17 protein-coding genes are annotated in these 18,553 nt (G+C 37.9%); 12 read left to right on the top strand and 5 right to left on the bottom strand.

Annotated elements, in window-relative coordinates; translation table 11 throughout:
- Positions 1–162: 162 nt before the first annotated feature.
- Positions 163–951: an alpha/beta hydrolase gene (locus tag MTBBW1_RS18710; protein ID WP_080805912.1), complete on the top strand. Its 789-nt coding sequence runs from the start codon at positions 163–165 to the stop codon at positions 949–951.
- Here MTBBW1_RS18710 and MTBBW1_RS18705 read toward each other — a convergent pair.
- Both MTBBW1_RS18705 and MTBBW1_RS18700 read right to left on the bottom strand, forming a co-directional pair.
- Positions 946–2,349 (bottom strand): nicotinamide-nucleotide amidohydrolase family protein, encoded by a 1,404-nt coding sequence (locus MTBBW1_RS18705; protein ID WP_245809467.1) that lies wholly within the window; start codon positions 2,347–2,349, stop codon positions 946–948. The two genes, MTBBW1_RS18710 and MTBBW1_RS18705, sit on opposite strands and share 6 nt — an antisense overlap.
- 269 nt (positions 2,350–2,618) lie before the next feature.
- Positions 2,619–3,242, bottom strand: coding sequence for a DUF4126 domain-containing protein (locus MTBBW1_RS18700; protein ID WP_080805873.1), 624 nt, complete (start codon positions 3,240–3,242; stop codon positions 2,619–2,621).
- Between the two features lie 506 nt (positions 3,243–3,748).
- Between MTBBW1_RS18700 and MTBBW1_RS18695 the strand changes: the two genes are divergently transcribed.
- A complete protein-coding gene (locus tag MTBBW1_RS18695; protein WP_080805871.1) occupies positions 3,749–4,441 on the top strand; it encodes a transposase in 693 nt (230 codons plus the stop codon).
- 39 nt (positions 4,442–4,480) lie between these two features.
- Complete coding sequence (locus tag MTBBW1_RS18690) at positions 4,481–4,747, top strand: hypothetical protein (protein WP_080805869.1); 267 nt, start codon at positions 4,481–4,483, stop codon at positions 4,745–4,747.
- A 111-nt stretch (positions 4,748–4,858) separates the two neighbouring features.
- Here the strand turns inward: MTBBW1_RS18690 and MTBBW1_RS28520 are convergent, their stop codons facing one another.
- Positions 4,859–5,005 (bottom strand): hypothetical protein, encoded by a 147-nt coding sequence (locus MTBBW1_RS28520; protein WP_186441490.1) that lies wholly within the window; start codon positions 5,003–5,005, stop codon positions 4,859–4,861.
- Positions 5,006–5,798: 793 nt separating this feature from the next.
- On the opposite strand from MTBBW1_RS28520, the gene MTBBW1_RS18685 reads away from it, so the two are divergent.
- From MTBBW1_RS18685 to MTBBW1_RS18660, 5 genes are all read left to right on the top strand, one after another.
- Positions 5,799–6,533 carry a ParA family protein gene (locus MTBBW1_RS18685; RefSeq protein WP_186441488.1) on the top strand — a complete coding sequence of 245 codons (735 nt, stop codon included), beginning with the start codon at positions 5,799–5,801 and terminating at the stop codon, positions 6,531–6,533.
- A 9-nt stretch (positions 6,534–6,542) separates the two neighbouring features.
- Complete coding sequence (locus tag MTBBW1_RS18680) at positions 6,543–7,856, top strand: beta-barrel domain-containing protein (RefSeq protein WP_080805865.1); 1,314 nt, start codon at positions 6,543–6,545, stop codon at positions 7,854–7,856.
- Positions 7,857–8,206: 350 nt separating this feature from the next.
- A complete protein-coding gene (locus MTBBW1_RS18670) occupies positions 8,207–8,389 on the top strand; it encodes a hypothetical protein (protein WP_080805860.1) in 183 nt (60 codons plus the stop codon).
- Positions 8,390–8,475: 86 nt separating this feature from the next.
- Positions 8,476–9,105: a peptidylprolyl isomerase gene (locus tag MTBBW1_RS18665; protein ID WP_080805858.1), complete on the top strand. Its 630-nt coding sequence runs from the start codon at positions 8,476–8,478 to the stop codon at positions 9,103–9,105.
- Between the two features lie 19 nt (positions 9,106–9,124).
- Positions 9,125–9,532, top strand: a complete 408-nt coding sequence (locus MTBBW1_RS18660) for a hypothetical protein (protein ID WP_080805856.1) — start codon at positions 9,125–9,127, stop codon at positions 9,530–9,532.
- 145 nt (positions 9,533–9,677) lie between these two features.
- On the opposite strand, the gene MTBBW1_RS18655 is transcribed toward MTBBW1_RS18660, so the two are convergent.
- Together MTBBW1_RS18655 and MTBBW1_RS18650 are read right to left on the bottom strand one after the other, a co-directional pair.
- Positions 9,678–10,763: a hypothetical protein gene (locus MTBBW1_RS18655; protein WP_080805854.1), complete on the bottom strand. Its 1,086-nt coding sequence runs from the start codon at positions 10,761–10,763 to the stop codon at positions 9,678–9,680.
- Positions 10,764–10,992: 229 nt separating this feature from the next.
- Complete coding sequence (locus MTBBW1_RS18650) at positions 10,993–11,217, bottom strand: hypothetical protein (RefSeq protein WP_080805852.1); 225 nt, start codon at positions 11,215–11,217, stop codon at positions 10,993–10,995.
- A 595-nt stretch (positions 11,218–11,812) separates the two neighbouring features.
- Between MTBBW1_RS18650 and MTBBW1_RS18645 the strand changes: the two genes are divergently transcribed.
- From MTBBW1_RS18645 to argC, 4 genes are all read left to right on the top strand, one after another.
- On the top strand, positions 11,813–13,258 hold the full coding sequence (locus MTBBW1_RS18645; RefSeq protein WP_186441486.1) for a TolC family protein: 1,446 nt from the start codon (positions 11,813–11,815) through the stop codon (positions 13,256–13,258).
- 27 nt (positions 13,259–13,285) lie between these two features.
- The gene (locus tag MTBBW1_RS18640) at positions 13,286–16,405 is read left to right on the top strand and encodes a peptidase domain-containing ABC transporter (protein ID WP_080805848.1); all 3,120 of its coding nucleotides are present in this window, start codon (positions 13,286–13,288) and stop codon (positions 16,403–16,405) included.
- A gap of 125 nt (positions 16,406–16,530) precedes the next feature.
- Complete coding sequence (locus MTBBW1_RS18635; RefSeq protein ID WP_186441484.1) at positions 16,531–17,073, top strand: transposase; 543 nt, start codon at positions 16,531–16,533, stop codon at positions 17,071–17,073.
- A gap of 222 nt (positions 17,074–17,295) precedes the next feature.
- Positions 17,296–18,498, top strand: a complete 1,203-nt coding sequence (gene argC / locus MTBBW1_RS18630) for an N-acetyl-gamma-glutamyl-phosphate reductase (RefSeq protein WP_080805843.1) — start codon at positions 17,296–17,298, stop codon at positions 18,496–18,498.
- Positions 18,499–18,553 lie beyond the last annotated feature (55 nt).

The raw sequence follows: 18,553 nt of genomic DNA, 5'->3' as shown, positions 1-18,553 counted from the left end.
GGCATGATTTTGTATGAACCACCCCAATTATAAAAATGAGAGTCATTTTTACGGTAAACGGACATGATTGCGTATCAATCACCCCCAAATATAAAAATGATAGTCATTTTCACGGTAAATAAAAACTTGAAATCTTATAACATGTATGTCATAAAAACAAGCATGAATACTATTAATAGCCACGTACAAAAAATTGAGTTTTCATGTGACGGCAAGCTACTCAAGGGAATGCTTCATCTGCCGGATATGAATATGATCAAGGATATGCGTCCACCCCTTGTTGTGGGTTCGCATGGCCTTGAAGGTTCAATGGAGTCTGCCAAGCAGATATTGCTTTCCCGCATTCTTCCCGAAAGAGGAGTTGCTTTTTTGCGGTTTGATCATCGCGGATGTGGTTCAAGTGAAGGAGATTTTGTAACAGAGACATCTCTTTCCAAAAGGGTAAAGGATATGCTGTCGGCCATAGACCACGTTGCAAAACTTGACCTCACTGATCATAGCAGGCTTCTCCTTTTTGGAAGCAGCCTTGGTGGCTCTACCTGTATCTCAGCATGGTCACGGCTTTGTGAACACGGCTTTGAACCATCAGGGGCAGTTTTGTGTGCTGCCCCTGTAAACAGTCTGACCATCAGTCAGATTCCCCTTCAAGGCAATGAGAGACGTCCATCCTTGCCCATGAGCTTTTTTGAAGACAATCTGATGTTTGATCTTACAGAAAAGCTTTCTGCAATTCACCATCTGCTGATTTTTCATGGAGATCAAGATCAGACTGTGCCTGTGGAAAATGCCTATACTATTCACAGTAACGCAGGAGAACCCAAGAAAATGGTTATTTTAAAGGGTGGGGATCATCAGATGTCAGATTTGTCAGATCAGAAAAAATTTGAGGGAGAGTTTCTACTGTGGCTCAATGATTCTCTGGGATTTATATCTGACATCCATGGGTCATAAATGGGGAGATTCAAGTGTCCTTTTTAGAAGGTCAAGAGCTTTGACTGCAAATATTTTTTTGTTCATGTGGCGGTCTGAAAAGCTGAACTGATATTGGTATCCCTTTTCAAAGCCTTCTCCTGCAATGCCTATACAGACAGTGCCCACAGGTTTATCTTCTGTACCTCCTCCGGGGCCTGCAATACCGGATGTTGACAGGCCGTAATCTGCACCTGCAACTCTTCTTGCTCCGCTTGCCATCTCCTGGGCTGTTTTTTTATGTACAGCACCATTTTGCTCAATAGTATCAGGATTGACACCAAGAATATCTGTTTTTGCAGCATTGGAGTAGGTGACAGCAGACATTAAAAAATATTCAGAGCTTCCTGCAACATCAGTGAGCATGTTGGCAATAAGCCCCCCTGTACAGCTTTCAGCAACTGCAACTGTTTTTCTTTTTTGGGTCAGAAGACGTCCGACCTCCTGCTCCATGTTTAAACCATCCTGGGAAATGATATATCCTTCAAGCTGTGAAGTTACCCATTTGCGGGCATCTTCCATCAAGGTATTATTTTGGATATCCTGTATTCCACTATTATGATTCATACTACTTGCATTTTTGCAGTTAAGGTTTTTATTGTCTTTATTTTTAGTGTTAAGATTATTATTGTCCTTATTTTTATTGTTAAAATTTTTATTGCTTTGATTTTTATTGCAGCTCATTGTGCTTATCTTTACTTCAATAATTGGAAAGGATGCTCTGAAGCCAAGTGTCAGATCAGGAAATTTAGCATTGAATTCTTTCAGACGGCTGCCCACCCTTGATTCCGGAAGACCAAAAAGTTTCATGCGGATCATTGAAAAACTGTTATCCAGCTTGAATTTCTCTTTGATTACAGGCAGGACGCTCAATTCGTACATTGCCTTCATCTCTTTTGGCACACCAGGCATGAAAAAAAAGAAGGTGTTTCCACATTTTACATGAAAACCAGGAGCTGTACCGCAACTGTTTTCCATGAATCCTGCCCTTGATGGCAGCATTGCCTGTTTTATATTGCCTTCAGATACTTCCCATCCTTTTTTTTTAAAGTATGCCTCCATGGATACCAGAGCATCCTGATTCAGGACAATGTTATCTTCAGAAGCAATGGCAGCAGCCTCGGAACTGAGATCATCGGATGTGGGGCCAAGCCCTCCTGTTACAAGGACAATATCAACTTTTTCTGAGTTTGTCCTTTTCGATATCTCCTTCATTATGCTTGAAATATCCCTGACATCATCGCCCACACAGCTTACCCTCTGAACTACAATACCTGACTCCCTCATGCGTCTGGCAAGCCAGCTTGCATTGGTATCATCCACATCTCCCCAGAGAACTTCATTTCCGGTTGACAATATTTCCGATGTGATAGTTTTCAACGTTACCTCACTATTGTTATTTTTTTAAATGAAAGTCTCGGTAACAGCCTGTTTTTAAAACGACTTTCATCTCTTCGATTGTGGCGGTAATTCCGCCATGGCCGTTTAATATGAGTGTTTTGCATGCTTCATTTTTCAGTTTACACTTTCCGGAGAAAAAACTCTTAATGGCGGCAATCTCTCACAAAAAAAAGTAAAGTCCTTTTGGGGAGATATGAAGGATGCTGAGTGTTTTTGACAAAAAAACAAATGTTAAATCGGACGCCCTATTATTGATTCCCGCTGTTTGAAGTGCCAAAAAGCCTTGCAATGGAAGAGAGCACCTTTTTAATGCCTCTCCAAAGTTTTGGAATGATCCAGATCATGAAGATAATAAAAATTACAAGCAGAATAATAAAAAGTACAGGATAGTGGAGAGCCGTCCACACCCCGCAAATCACTGCAACATCTTCTGATATTGATGCAGCCCAGTTTGTAAAAGGTTCAGGGGATGTATTGATAATTACCCTGGTTCCTGATTTGACAGCATGGGTTCCGGCGGCCAGCCCTCCGCCTGCAATGCCTGCGGCAACAGCTATAGCAGGTGATACATCTCCCACAGCACCTGCTGCAAGCATTACGCCTGCGGGAATGCGGATAAAAGTGTGCAGCCCATCCCAGCCTGTATCAACGCCAGGTATCTTGTCAGCAATAAATTCTGTGAAATACATTATTGCAGCAGCCCACATCACCATGGGATCCATAAGAATCTCAAGGTTTGGCGGAAGTGCTATATTTCCTGTAATGCCAAGAAATCCAAGCACAAGCAGAGTTGCATAAAGATTAATGCCGCTTGCCCAAGCAGTCCCCATTGTCATTGAAATGGTATTTATAATCTCATCAAGATGCTCCATAGTCACCTCTTTAAGTCTTCTTTCAAGGTTTAACTGTCGGGAAGCTATCCTCCCCTCTCAAGTTATGAAATGGTATGGGTATTTTCACCAATAGTTCGGACAGTTTTTTTGAAACATAAAAAAAGGGTGGTGTCCCAAATATGTTGATGAGCTCTTCACAAACCTTGATTCAGCAGGGCTTTCACAAAAAGATATCAACACTTTTATGACACTACCAAAAAAAGGATGGACAAGAGTTCTCCAAAGTTGGAAGATTATGTTTTACACAAAATTACAGTCAAACAAAGGAGGTCTCTATGAGAACAATAAACCGTATTTTGTCCCAAATGTCCAAGATAACCAAACATCAGCATAAATTTTTACTGACACTTTTTTCAACTATAATGCTACTACAAGGTCGAATAAACTTTCGTAACATGGGGCGCTATAGCAATTTGAACTAGAAAAGTTATGCGAGAAATTTTAGAAAATCATTCGATTTTACACTTTTCAATCACCTGTTGATTATGGACACTATCCCAAATACCAATAAACGAATAGCTGCTATAGATGCCTCTTATGTTCCCAAAAGCGGTAAGCATAGCTATGGGATAGACAAATTCTGGAGTGGCGTTGCGGGTAAGTCCCAAAAAGGTCAAGAGATTTCATCCCTCGCAATTATTGATTTGGACTACAATACCGCATACAATCTCTCTGTTGAGCAAACCCCTTCCAGCGATGAAATTGGTGAAGAAGAAGAAAACCGCATCGACTTCTATCTTCAACAAATCAAAAAGAACAAAGAATACTTAATCTCCCATGGTGTGAAACATATTGCTACCGATGGTTTGTACAGTAAAAAAAGATTTATCGATGGTCTTGTGGAAATCGGTTTCCACCAGGTCGGCCGACTAAGATCTGATGCAAACCTTCGCTTCCTTTATAAATGTCCTCACCCTCAACGACGTGGTGCCAAGAAAAAGTATGACGGCAAAGTCAAGTATGATGACTTTTCGCGATGGGAGTTTGTTACTGAAATCGAATCTGGAGTTTCGTTGGTTACCGCAGATTTGAACTCTCCACGCTTTAAACGAAATTTGAAAGTTGTCAAGTTATTGGACCAAAGGGATCCCAAAAATCATCGCCATATTTTATTCTTTTCGACGGACTTGAATATCGATCCTTTGGAGCTTTTCGAAATGTACAGATCTCGTTTTTAAAATGAATTCATTTTCAGAGATGGTAAGCAATTTACAGGATTGACTGACTGTCAAGCCAGATACAAAGAGCCTCTGAATTTTCACTTCAATGCATCTTTAACTGCACTAAACTTGCTAAAAAAAGAGGACAGGGAGAGCAATGAAAAATCATCATCAGATGCATGCTCGATTTCTTCATGGAAAACCCGCTATTTCAATAAACACCTGCTTGATCAATTTATTTCACACTTTGATTTGAATCCAGCTTCAATAAAAAATTCCCCTAAAGATGAGGAACTCATTAACTACGGCGCTATAAGCGCTTAAAACTGTCCGAAGCATTGATAAACCAGATGTTCCTATGAAATCAATTCTTAGCTTGATGCGTATGTCCTTTACCCCTATTGATTTAAGTGTACACTTTATTGATTTACACTTTCAAAGCAATTCAGGCAAGTTTTCTTCTAATATCTTCTCAAAAATAAAATCTACACAGATGAATGTAGTCTTGGCAGAAAGAGAGAGTTTCATCAAGTCAATGTCAAGAAGCTTGTCAATAAAGGATGTTCCATCGGATTTTGACAAAAAAATCTGCCATAAAATTACCCTGCAATGTCAATAAATTGCACATTGATAATGATATTTCGTGCAATATTAGCACGTTATGTGGGGTACCCTTTGATAAAAATGGCATGAGTGACTCAAAATACCATGGATCAAAAGCTGGAGATCCTTGTCATTACGGGCTCCATGAAATTTGTCAATTTCGGCTGTTTTCAAGGCTCTTGAGAACAAGCATTTATAACTCATTAAAAATACAGATCTTTTTTTGGCATCCTTCATATCAGCTCAAAAGTAGTTTACACTTTTCGGAAAATTTTGAACCATGATTAAAGGATTTAAGGATTAACATGATGAATAATCAAGAAAATCCCTTAATCATGAAAATCATGGTTCAGAAAAGTGTAAACCGATAAATGAAAGATGCCCTTTTTTTAACGAGAAAAATAGAACGCTCTCGCAGAAAAAAATCAGGTAGTCTCCCAAATCCCTTGACAGGTAGAGACAAGGCATGCCTTGTCTCTACAAAAACATTGAACACAACAACAGGTTTGGTACACTACCAAAAATCATAAAAAATTAGGCATCCTTCATATCAGATTAAAGTACTTTACACTTCTTGTCTGGGGTAGAGACGCAATGCATTGCGTCTCTACCGTTGGGTTATTTTGCAATTGGAAAAGTGTAAAACGGCAAATGAAGGATGCCAAAAATTAATGAGAATTTTATTGCCATCATACAACATAGATAGTATCTATTTTAAATCATGACCATAGCAGATTATATATTAAAAATGTTACAGGAAAGCTCAAGCCCCATGAAGACCATTGCATTTTACAATGTCAAAGGCGGTGTAGGGAAAACCACATCCTGCGTCAACATTGCTGCTCTTTGTGCTGCTGACGGCTATAGAACCCTTTTGTGGGACATGGATCCCCAGGGGGCAGCCTCCTTTTACCTTGGCCAGGATCTTATAGAAGTGAAAAAAGCAGACAAGGTTCTAAAGGACAAAAAGCAATTCTTATCAATTTTAAAAACAACCTCAATACCCAATCTCAATATTGCCCCTGCTTTTTTCAATCTTCGTAATATGGACATAATTGTTGACGATGAAAAAAAGGCGGAAAAGAAGCTTGCCAAGGTAATGGGAAAAATTGCCAAATCCCATGATTATCTTTTTATTGACTGCCCCCCCAGTATTTCTGCACTTTCCGAGATGATATTTTCTATTTCAAATCTGCTTATTATTCCTGTAATTCCCACCATTTTATCCATTCAATCCCTGAACCAGATCAGGGAACATTTGAGTACACTTCGTCAAAAACCTGAAATATTGTTTTTCTTTAACATGTTGGATAGCCGCAAAAAGATGCACAGGGAGACCATGGAAAAATGTGCCCATGATCCCACATGTTTATCTGTATCAATACCATATAGATCCCTGATTGAACAGATGGGTATCCATCAGAAGCCTTTGATTGAATTTGCCCCCGATGAAAAGGAAACACTGGCTTTTGTAGATTTATGGAAGGAACTAAAACAGAGGATATAGTGGACTCAATTGTTATCAACCAATGAAAATTATGATAATTTTTTTGTTGTTGAGCAATTAAAGCGTATGCCCTCCATCTATGCCAGGGGGATACTTTACATTATTTTTTTGGCAATTATATCTATTTTGTTCTATTCCGCCCTTTGTAAAGTGGATATCATCCGTGAAGGCAGTGCTATTGTCCGCCCCTTGTCCCATGAAATGCAGGTGGTATCTGAATTTCATGGTTTTATAGATAAGATATCCATAGAAAATGGTGCTTTTGTGGATGAAGGAGATCTACTTTTTACCATAAAAACCAGAATCAATATGTCCCAATATTCAGAACTGAAATCTGTTCAGGAAGAGATTGAATTTAAAAAAGGATACTATAAAAGCCTTATTGATGCCATGGAAACAGAGATAGAGTACTTAAAAGATGAGCTGGAAAATATGAAACACTCCTTTGCTCTTTCCATGGAAAAAATATCCATATCCCTTGAACAGGTTCAAAGTGACTTTACTTACTGGAAAAAAGAGATCGAAAATCGAAAGCAGGAGTTTTTAAATACCCAGATACTTTTCAAAAAGCAATTAACATCCATTGCTGAATATAATAGCGTAAAAGGACGCCTTGAATTGGCAAAAACCGAAGTTAAAAAACTTGATTCACAAAAACGTATTTTTCTAAAAGAGAAGGATATTATTGCCCAAAATATTAAAAAAACAGAGGCTGAAAAGAAAAATCAAGAAAATATTATTGATAAAAAAATAGAAAACATATTGCTTGAACAGAAAAATACCATGAACTCCTTACAGGCAAAGCTTAGAAAGCTCCAAAATGAATTGCAATTTAATGGTTCCAGTAAAGTTAATGCACTTTCCAATGAAAAAACAGGGGAGTATAACATTTTTACACCAAAATCCGGCATTGTTTCCAGGCTATTTTTTTTAAACAAAGGAGAATATGTAAACCCATCAACTGTTTTATGTACTGTTATTCCAGCAGATGAACCATATTATATGGATATCACAGTTGCAAACAAAGATATTGGTTTCATTGAAGTTGATATGCCTGTAAAATATAAATTTGATGCATTTCCCCATAGGGATTATGGAACAATTAACGGATATGTAATTGCCATATCTCCCTCAGCCATTGAGGAAAAACATGGAGTGTTTGTATATAAGGTAAAAGGGGCATTAAATAATAGATCATTTAATGTACATGGACGATCTTGTCCCTTAAAACCCGGAATGACTGCAGTTGCTGAAATGATTACCGAAAAGAAAAGCCTGCTTTCCATTTTTTATAATAAGGTATCTGCTTTTAAAACCCCATGAAAATCAAATTAATTACATACATTACAGTTTCAATATGGATTGTCATAGTTTCAATCTTGCTATGTTTAAATGTTAAATATGAAAAGCAAAAAACGAAATTGATTGCCCTTGAAACAGCAAAATCATTTTTTAGCAACTCCAGACTGCCTTAAATCAGGTCAAGACTTTGAGCGGTTTAATCCCAATATGTGCATCCTGCAAAAAAATCAGGGATGACAGTGGATATTGGAATCAACTGGAAACTTTTATCATGGAACATTCCAATGCCCATTTTAGCCATGGAATCTGCCCTGATTGTACAAAGGAATTGTACCCTGACCTTGATGATGATATATCAAAGGAGTAAATATATGGAAATTTTGTATAACTGCCATGACGAATCACTTCCCCAAAACAATAATGAAAACCTCCAAATTGTAAAAACATGGAATTTTCATAAAAAAAACATCTCTCCATTCAATCCGGTTCTGCAAAATCCGGTTCTACTCAGTCTGATTCTGTTCAATATAATGCAATTCAACCAGAAGAAATAATAACCTATCTCTTTTTTTCAGGCAGGGCTGACAAGATTTTATCTGAAATTGTACATATCAAGGAGATTTTCCAAAAGGCAGAGGAGATGGGTATATCTGTTTCAGATGAAGAGCTGACACAATTTTCAGATCATTACAGGTTAATAACAGGTTTAAATTCAGCAGATGAAACCCTTGCCTTTTTCCATCGCATTGCCATTAACCAGGATATATATGAAGATTTATGTGAAGCAAAAATATTAATTTCAAAGATAAAAAAAGAGATGGCCACGCAAAAGAGTGTTCTTGATTATTATATGGCACACAGAGCAGAGTTTGAAAAGGCAAGGATATCCCAAATCATAGTTGATTCAAAGAACCTTGCAAATGAACTTATGATGCGAATTGAAGAGGATGGAGAGGATTTTCATACCCTTGCAAGGCAATACAACACAGATGATGATCTCAAGTGGAAATCCGGTTATGTTGGAATTATATACAGAAATATGCTTCCTTCTGATTTAGCATCCAAAATTTTCACATCCGAGCCTGGCACGATAATAGATCCCCTTGAGGTTGATGGTTTCCATTATATTGTAAAACTTGAAGAACTTATAAAACCATCGCCTGAAAGTGAGGAGGTACAAAGGGTTGTTGAAGAGGTTATTTGGAATGAATGGTGCAGTGGAATAATAAATCAACCATTTACTGTTACGGATAGCAAAAAAACATCGTAAAGATTTAAGGAGGCACGCAATGATTAAAATAAAAGATTTGGAGTTTACCCAGAATGAAATATTTGACTATCTTAAAATTACAGACAAATTAAAGCCTGCTCTGGCAAATCTTTTCCAAAGAAAGGTTGCTGCTGACAATGCAAAAAAAATGGGGATGGAAGTAACTGACCAGGAACTGCAAGGGGCCTTTGACAGCTTCAGGGCTGCCCATGGACTTAATAAGGCTGAGGACACAGAAGCATGGATAAAATCCAAAGGAGTTACCCTTGAAGCACTGGAAAATCATATTGAGACAAGTATCATTATTGAACACCTAAAGGACAAGCTTGAAAAAGAGATCACCATGGATGCTCTTCTATCCCATGACGATACAAAAAATATGGTTCGAGAGATGGCTTTTCAAATATGGCTCAATGGAAATATGTAAGTGTTCCGTTTTTTGATCATCCAGTTTGCCAAACCTCACCCCCCTGCCCCTCTCCATCTCTGGAGAGGGGGAGAACAATGCAAACAGGGTACAATCAATTCAAAAATTAAAAAACTCAAAAAGCATAGACTCAAAATATATAGATTCAAGTAGTAAGAATCCTGAAGCGGTAAAGTTCCACAAGCAGGTCATGGTCAGGGACAAAACCGGTATGCTCTTTTATCATTTTGCAGGTAGCTTCAACATCCTGGTTACCATCAAAAAAACTTAGTATTTCATAGAGTTTTTTGGGTACTAGAAATGGGTCGATCATGGAATAACCCATGATCAGATATTGATCCCCTTCTATCTTTTCTTCAACCATGGACGAATTTTTCTTTAATACCCTGGGCAGATCTGTGGAGAAAAGATCACTGTATTTTGATTTTACAACGGCAAGGTTTATTTTCTGGGTAATACCTGTAATCTCTTCAAACTGCGGCCTTGTCATTTTTAAGACCAGTTCATAACATTTTTTATAAAATTCTATTTCACGTCCAGCCCATTTTCCCCATTGCGAAAGATACCTATTTCTATCCAGAGGCAAATCGTCAAGATCTCCCAGTGATAAAGGCCCTGGCTGTTCATTGGAAACCAGGTTTTCTATATTTTCGGGATTACAATTCAAGTTGTACATGGCAAATTGTATTAAACTCTGTTCCACATAGCTTAAATATTTCCGAATCGCCACCCAGAACTGAAATCCATCATAACCTTTGACATACTTACAAAACCAGGTGTTGCACACAGCATCCCAAAAGGGTCTTATGGTGCAATATCCTTTTTCCTTGTCAAAAAATGGACATATAAGGGTTTTTGATCTTCCAAAAAAGCTGCGTTGGGAATTCTCCATAAGGAATTGAATTTTTTTGGGGCGAACTATACCCCTTGGGGTGTGACCTGGGCTATTTGAAATAATATCCAGGATTTTTTTGGCATCGTCACTTTTTTTATGGGAGAGAAATCCCCCAAGGAGATAGTTGGGGATATTGGGATAATGGGTGCAGCATTTGCTTTCCCTGGAAAAGGATCTCAAAGTCTTGTTTTCCTTGCCCGATGTTGTTGCAGGCTGCCACATGGCACAACTTTCACATGTGGCAGCCGTTTCCCTTGGAATTGTTTTTTCAAAAAAATCGGGTAGGATTCCATTATAAATATCAGGAAGATAATCAATTATTCGTGCAGTTGTCATTTGGTCTGTCCATTCCATTTATTGGCATTCTAAACCCATAATCTAATAATTTATCATTAAAATACAGGGATCTTTCATTTGTCGGTTTACACTTTTTTCGAAAAATGTAAACTAATTTTGAGTTGATATGAAGGATGTCAAAATAGATCGTGTTTTCACCATCGGGGATGGCAGCAACTGGTAAATGGGTGTTTAGATCCATTTTTCATATGAACTGGTAAATGGGTGTTTAGAACCATTTTTCATATAAAATACTTTCCATATTTTCCACCAGTTGACCTGAAGTGATAAACTGGGCAGTGTTAAAGAATTTATATTCAGGTGAGAATTTATATTCAGGTGTAATCCCACTGAACACATTATCCATCATAACAAAACCGCCCTTTACTCTTTTGAGGTCTTCTTTTGAAATTGTCTGATTCTCTGCCAGATCTTTAATTTGAATACGTGCCATGATTATTTCTCCTTATTTTATTTGTGTTAATATGAACTTCATTGGGTGGTGTCCCAAATATGTTGATGAGCTCTTCACAAACCTTGATTCAGCAGGGCTTTCACAAAAAGAAATCAACACTTTTATGACACTACCCTTCATTGTTATGCTTTAGGTAAGTTATCCTGTTTGTATTTTTATAAAAGCATTTTATATGCCAAGTAAATATTTTTTCATAAAAAACAATAGACAAAGGCAAAGTATCGCATAGGATATCATAGGATATCAAATATTTGCATATAACAATTCAAAAAACAGAAAAATTAAGTTATGGTGGGCATCAATATTTATTTATCACACTTTAATTCTCTTTTTGTCAAGATTTAATATCAATATATAAACCTATATTGACGTTGTGTCATATTCTGTTAACAACACCTGGTGAAAAGCAGCAAAATATGATCATGGGAGCTGATTTCTTATGACAGGAAAATCTATTTTAATATTATTCAGTTTAACATTACTAACTCTGTTTCTTTCTACCATTTCTTTTTCCTTTAATATTACTTTTGCCATGGAAAAGGATAGTCCATATTATGCACGGGATAATTATGCCTTGGATAATGATAATGCAAAGACCTTATCTTCCCTTTCTCTCTACTCAGCCCAAAATGATCTCCTTAAAAATAGCATGGATATCCAGAGCAGCACTGTCTCAAGGGATATTGCAGAAAAAAACCTATCAATCCAGGAAGAGATCTTCATTCCCCGATTTCAGGCAGACAGCACCTTTGAAAGGAGGCGATATAACAGCCTAAATGTGGATAACTATCTTGCATGGGATATTCAATTATATACTACAGGGATAAGCCGAAAAAATATTTTTGGCGGCAAGGAATCTATCCATGTAACAGCTTCAATGGAAGAGATAGAATATATCTATTCCATTGAAAGCCCAAAAGAATATCAAAGCTCATTTTTCATGGAATATGACCAGCCTGTTATGCAGGGAAGGGGAAAAGAAATAACAAATGCCCCCATTAAAAAAGCAAAAATAAATTTAAAAAGATCAGAAGAGGAAAATAAGATTATCTTAAGCAACACAATATTTAAGATGTTCAATCAATACTACTATCTCTATTTTATTAACAAAAGATTAAGTTTACAAAAAAAAATTCGTGATAGAACCTTTAAGCTTTATAAAATCATAAAGCAAAAAGTAGCCCTTAGATATATGACCATCACAGATCTTAACAGAATGAAAGCCGCCCATATATTCCAGGAGCGAAAGATTTTAGAGCTGGAAAATCAAAGGGATGGCTATCTACAAAATCTTTTCCTTTTAATTTACAATAACAGTTCCCAATACCGATTGGATGGAACCCTGCAACTTGTGACATGTTCAAAATCATTAATTAACTTGTTTAAACCTGCTTCAAAGGAACAGACAATTGAACATGTGTTGGCAATGGATTCTTTTTTAATCTCCCTTGAATATAGTAAAAAGGAACTTGAGCAGGATCTTCTTATTGCCTTGGACAGGGCAAAACCAAAACTTGACGTTGTTTTCCAGGCCGGTATCAATGGATATGACCCAAATGGATTGGATGGAGCTTTTAAAGATATTGATACTGCCAACCATTTCATGGCTTTTAAAACATCCTTTGAAATTCCCCTGAAACAGGATGGAAACCATGCACGGATTTCAATTGTAAAAAAACAGATAACAAATATTGATAACAGCATTAAAAAAAGAACTGCGGAACTTAAAAAAGAGATAATTGGAATATATGATGACCTCACTGACCTTGACAGGCAAATTGCATATTCCCGTGAGATTGTCGCCCTTTCAAAGCAGAATCTTGAAAATGAAGTTGAAAGGCTTGTTCAGGAAAGAACAACAGTAATTAATCTCCTTGATTACCAGCAAGAACTTATAGCATCAGAATATGAACTTTTAGCACTTAAACAGGAGTATCTTATGCTTGTGGGAAAATATTATCATATCAGAATGGAGCTATCCTGGTTTATTAATCAAACAGAAATTATCTGCTGTGATTAATTTTTATGGGCTTTAGGATTTGAATTTATGCAGATGCACGATACTGAATTATTTTTAAGAAAATTGTGGCTATTTTCAATTTTATCAGATGAGTCATTGCAGTATATCGCCAAAAACTCAAGGTTTGTATCATCACAAGCCGGGGATTTGATTTTTGACCAGGGTGATGCAGGTGACTGCTTTTATATCATATACAGCGGCAGAATCAGAATTATTTTCAAGGACAACAGCGGTAAAGAGATCAACATGGGGGTGAGAACCCGTGGAGATCACTTTGGGGAAACTGCCCTGATTTCCCATAGACCCAGAAATGCAGCAGCAAGGGCTGTTGAACAATCTCTTTTGATAGCCATAGATAATGAAATCTTTGAAAAATTTGTTTTCAGCAAACCTGAAATCCGTGGTTATTTTGATAAGTTTATCCATTCCACATCAATTCAGCTTTTCTTAAAGGGTTGCTCCCTTTTATCTCCTCTAAAGCCCAAGGATGTACAGCAGATTGTGAAAAATTTCAACCCAGAATCCTTTATGGCAGGGGAAGGGATTTTCAGGCAGGGGGATGAGCCTGATAAATTTTATCTAATTGAATCGGGGAAATTAAAGGTTATAAAATGGGAAGATGGAGATCAAAGTATAATTAATTTTCTTCACCAGGGGGAATTTTTCGGGGAAAAGGCACTAATTGAGGATAGCCCACGATATGCAGATGTTGTCTGTCTGACAAATTGTCATCTTTTTGCATTGAGCAGAGACACATTTAAAGAACTGATCCAGAAATCCCCGGATCTTAAATCGCTATTCTCCGACAGACTGCACCAGTATCGCTCCATATCTCCCCCCAATATCACCCCAAATATATATACAGACACACAACCTGAACACAACAAAGGGGAATTGAATCAAACCCGGGATTACAGGGAAAAGCCACCGGAGGTAGAGCAGAACACCATAGATACATCATCCCCATCCACAGCGAAAAAAAAATACCACGGATTGCGTTTTCCCTTTGTAAGACAGCATGACGAGATGGGCTGCGGCCCTGCCTGTCTTGTGATGATTTCCCGTTTTTATGGGAAAAAATTTTCCCTGGCCAGAATTTCCGAGCTTTCCCACGCAGATAACTCAGGTGTAACCCTTTCCAACCTTGCCTCGGCAGCTGAACACCTGGGCTTTTTGACCAGGGGGATAAAAATCAAATTTGATGGGCTCCTTGATATAAAGTTGCCCTGTGTTATTCACTGGCAGGGTTACCACTATTGTGTTGTTTACAAAGTTTCAAAAAAATATGTATGGGTTGCAGACCCGGCCATGGGTCTCAGAAAATACCACAGGGAATATTTTTCAGATAACTGGAATGGAATCACCCTTATTATTGAACCCACACCACTTTTGGGTAACCAGGAGGTGGATAAACAATCTTCCCTGAAAAAATTTATTGGTTTTGTTACTCCCCATAAAATGATCCTTGCAGAGATTTTCCTTGCGTCCATGCTCCTGAATTTACTTGGCCTTGCCACCCCTGTTTTTACCCAGAATATAGTTGATAAGGTATTGTACCACGAAAACATATCCTTTCTTAACATTATGTTAATAGGAATGCTTATTGTTCTTATATTCAGAATATTGATAACCATTGTCAGGCAGTACCTAATTGTACATACAAGCATGAAAATTGATATAAGTATGCTGGTTTCATTTTACAAACATCTATTGGCATTGCCCCTTGGTTACTTTAAGGCCAGAAAAATTGGCGATTTTGTATCAAGGTTTGGTGAAAATGAAAAAATAAGAACTTTTATGACTCAGACAGCTTTGACCGTTGTTCTGGATACCTTTCTCATCATAATCTATTTAGGGCTTATGCTTTATTATAACGCCAATATGACTCTTCTTGTGATCTTGTTTATCCCTTTTTTCATTGCCATCACCCTTGGATTTACTCCGTTTTTAAAAAAGCTCAATATTGATGCCTTTGCTGCCGGAGCTGAAGCAAAATCCCATATGATTGAATCCATTAAGGCCATAGATACAGTAAAAGCGATGCACCTTGAAAATCAGATAAGATGGAAATGGGAAAACAAATTTATAAAAAGTATCAATATAGAGTTTTCCCTCAGCCATCTAAAAATATATTTCCACTCCCTTGGCGATTTCATGGGAACACTTGGTTCCACTATTATCCTTTGGTATGGTGCCCATGAAGTTATAAAACATAATATTTCAGTTGGTGAACTCATGGCTTTCATGGCCCTCATGGGAAGCGTTGTCACCCCCATTAATCGAATTATAACTGTATGGGATCAACTACAGGAGACCCTGGTCTCGGTTGACCGCCTCAATGATGTTTTTGCAGCTAAAACCGAATATGGTGAAAGGGATGGTAAATCCCCGGGCATAGTCATGGAGAAGCTTTCCGGCAATATAAGATTTGAACAGGTATTTTTTAGATATGGCGGTGTTGATGACCCCTGGATTCTATCCAATATCAATATCGAGATTCCTGCTGGAACAAGATGTGCCATTGTGGGACGCAGCGGATCAGGTAAAACAACCCTTGTAAACCTCATAGCAAGGTTTTTTCATGCCAATGAAGGTTCAATATCAGTTGGTGGTTTTGATATCAAAAATTTAAATCTTTCCTTTTTAAGATCCAATGTGGGTTATGTACTCCAGAACAGCTTTGTATTCAGTGGAACAATTGGGGACAACATCTCTTCGGATGATCCTTCTGCCACAATGGAAAAAATTATATCCGCAGCAAAGCTTGCCAATGCACATGATTTTATCTCTAATTTCCCCAATGGTTATGAAACAAAGGTTGGAGAATCTGGATTGCAGTTATCAGGTGGACAGATGCAAAGGATTGCCATTGCCCGTGTTCTATATAAAAATCCTGGAATAATTATCTTTGATGAAGCCACAAGTTCTCTGGACATTGAGTCTGAACAGGCTATACAAAAAAACATGGATACAATATTAAAAAACAGAACCGCCATAATCATTGCCCATCGTCTGAGTACTGTTCGCAGTGCAGATACCATTATTGTCCTTGATAAGGGTGAGGTGGTTGAGCAGGGAAACCATGAAGAGCTTATGGGCAAAAAAGGTCTTTATTACTATTTGAATCACCAGCAACTAAATTTATAATCAGTGTCTAAACCAATAGTTCGGACAGTTTTTTTGAAACATAAAAAAAAGGATGGACAAGAGTTTTCCAAAATTGGAAGATTATGTTTTACACACAACATTACAGTCCAACAAAGGAGATCTCTATGAGAACAATAAACTGTATTTTGTCCAAAATAACCAAACATCAGCATAAATTTTTACTGACACTTTTTTCAACTATAATGCTACTACAAGGTCGAATGAACTTTCGCAACATGGGGCGCTATAGCAATTTGAATGAGAAAAGTTATTCGAGAAATTTTAGAAAATCATTCGATTTTACACTTTTCAATCACCTGCTGATTATGGACACTATCCCAAATACCAATAAACGAATAGCTGCTATAGATGCTTCTTATGTTCCCAAAATAGGTAAGCATAGCTATGGGATAGACAAATTCTGGAGTGGCGTTGCGGGTAAGTCCCAAAAAGGTCAAGAGATTTCATCCCTCGCAATTATCGATTTGGACTACAATACCGCATACAATCTCTCTGTTGAGCAAACCCCTTCCAGCTATGAAATTGGTGAAGAAGAAGAAAACCGCATCGACTTCTATCTTCAACAAATCAAAAAGAACAAAGAATACTTAATCTCCCATGGTGTGAACCATATAGCTACCGATGGTTTGTACAGTAAACGGGCATGATTGTGTATTATCACCCCCAACCATAAAAATGATAGTTATTTTCACGGTAAACCGTCATGGACGATTTTCGGCCACCCCCGAATATGAAAATTTGTATCCATTTTCACGGTAAAAGATTATGGTTCAGCCTTGTGTTGCACTCAGAGCTTGAAAAGATGATTTCTCTCTGGTAGAGTAATTGCTTAATCTTCAATAACATAACAAATTTATTCAGGATATGAAATGATAAAAACTGCTGTTGCCGGAGCAACCGGATATACCGGAGCTGAGCTTGTCAAACTTATTACAGGACACCCTGATGCCGAACTTACATCTGTAACCTCACGTTCGTATGGCGGTAAAAATATTGCAGATATTTTTCCTTCAATGAGGGGTGTTGTTGATATTACATGTCAGGATATGAATCCGGATGAACTCAAGGGCAAGGTGGACTGTGTTTTTCTTGCCCTTCCCCACAAAATTTCCATGGGGTATGCCCCTCTTTTTCTGGAAAATGGTATCAAGGTCATTGATCTTTCTGCTGATTTTCGTTTTAAAAGCCTTGAAACCTATGAAAAAACATACCAGAAACACAGTGCTCCTGATCTTTTGAAGCACTCTGTTTATGGTTTAAGTGAAATATATAGAGATGAAATACAAAAGGCAGATCTTGTCGGTAACCCCGGATGTTACCCCACAAGCCTTCTTCTGCCGATTATTCCCCTTGTCAGAGATGGCCTTGTAAGAACAGAAGGAATCATTTCTGATTCCAAGTCAGGTGTAAGCGGTGCAGGACGCTCCCTCTCCCTTACCTCTCATTATTGTGAAGTGACAGAGTCCTTTAAAGCCTACAAGGTAGGTTCTCATCGCCATGTGCCTGAAATGGAAGAGATTCTTACAGCCCATGCCCCTGATAAAAACGCTGGAGCTGAAACTGCAATTCAGGGTAATGACAAAATGGAAGCTGAAATTCAGGGTAATGACAAAGTTGAAGCTGAAATTCAGGATCATCACAGATTGAAACCAGCAATTGCGGAAAATGATAAGGTGGCGTTTGGCACTTCAGACGGTAATGTCAATAATATCAAGATAACCTTTGTGCCTCACCTTCTTCCCATGAGTCGGGGAATGCTGACCACCATATATGCAGGTATTTCTGATAATGCAACGGAAAATAGTATCAGAGAGACCCTTGCAGATACCTATAGGAACAACTTTTTTGTAAGGATTCTTCCTGAAGGTATGTTTCCTGATACCGCCCATGTGAGGGGTACAAATTTTTGTGACATTGGATTGTGGGTGGACGAATCCTCAAAACGTATTATTATTATTTCTGCCATTGATAATATACTCAAAGGTGCAGCAGGTCAGGCCGTTCAAAACATGAATCTTATGTTCGGTCTTGATGAGGCAACAGGATTGAAAATAATTCCGGGAGCAATATAGTAATTGGGTTTAATTAACTTACCCAAACTCCCCCTTGCAAGTCTGTAAAATGTGG

Source organism: Desulfamplus magnetovallimortis, assembly GCF_900170035.1.
GTDB classification, from domain to species: domain Bacteria; phylum Desulfobacterota; class Desulfobacteria; order Desulfobacterales; family Desulfobacteraceae; genus Desulfamplus; species Desulfamplus magnetovallimortis.
The sequence above is the reverse complement of the archived record's forward strand: the minus strand, read 5'-3'. Positions and strand labels throughout refer to the sequence as shown.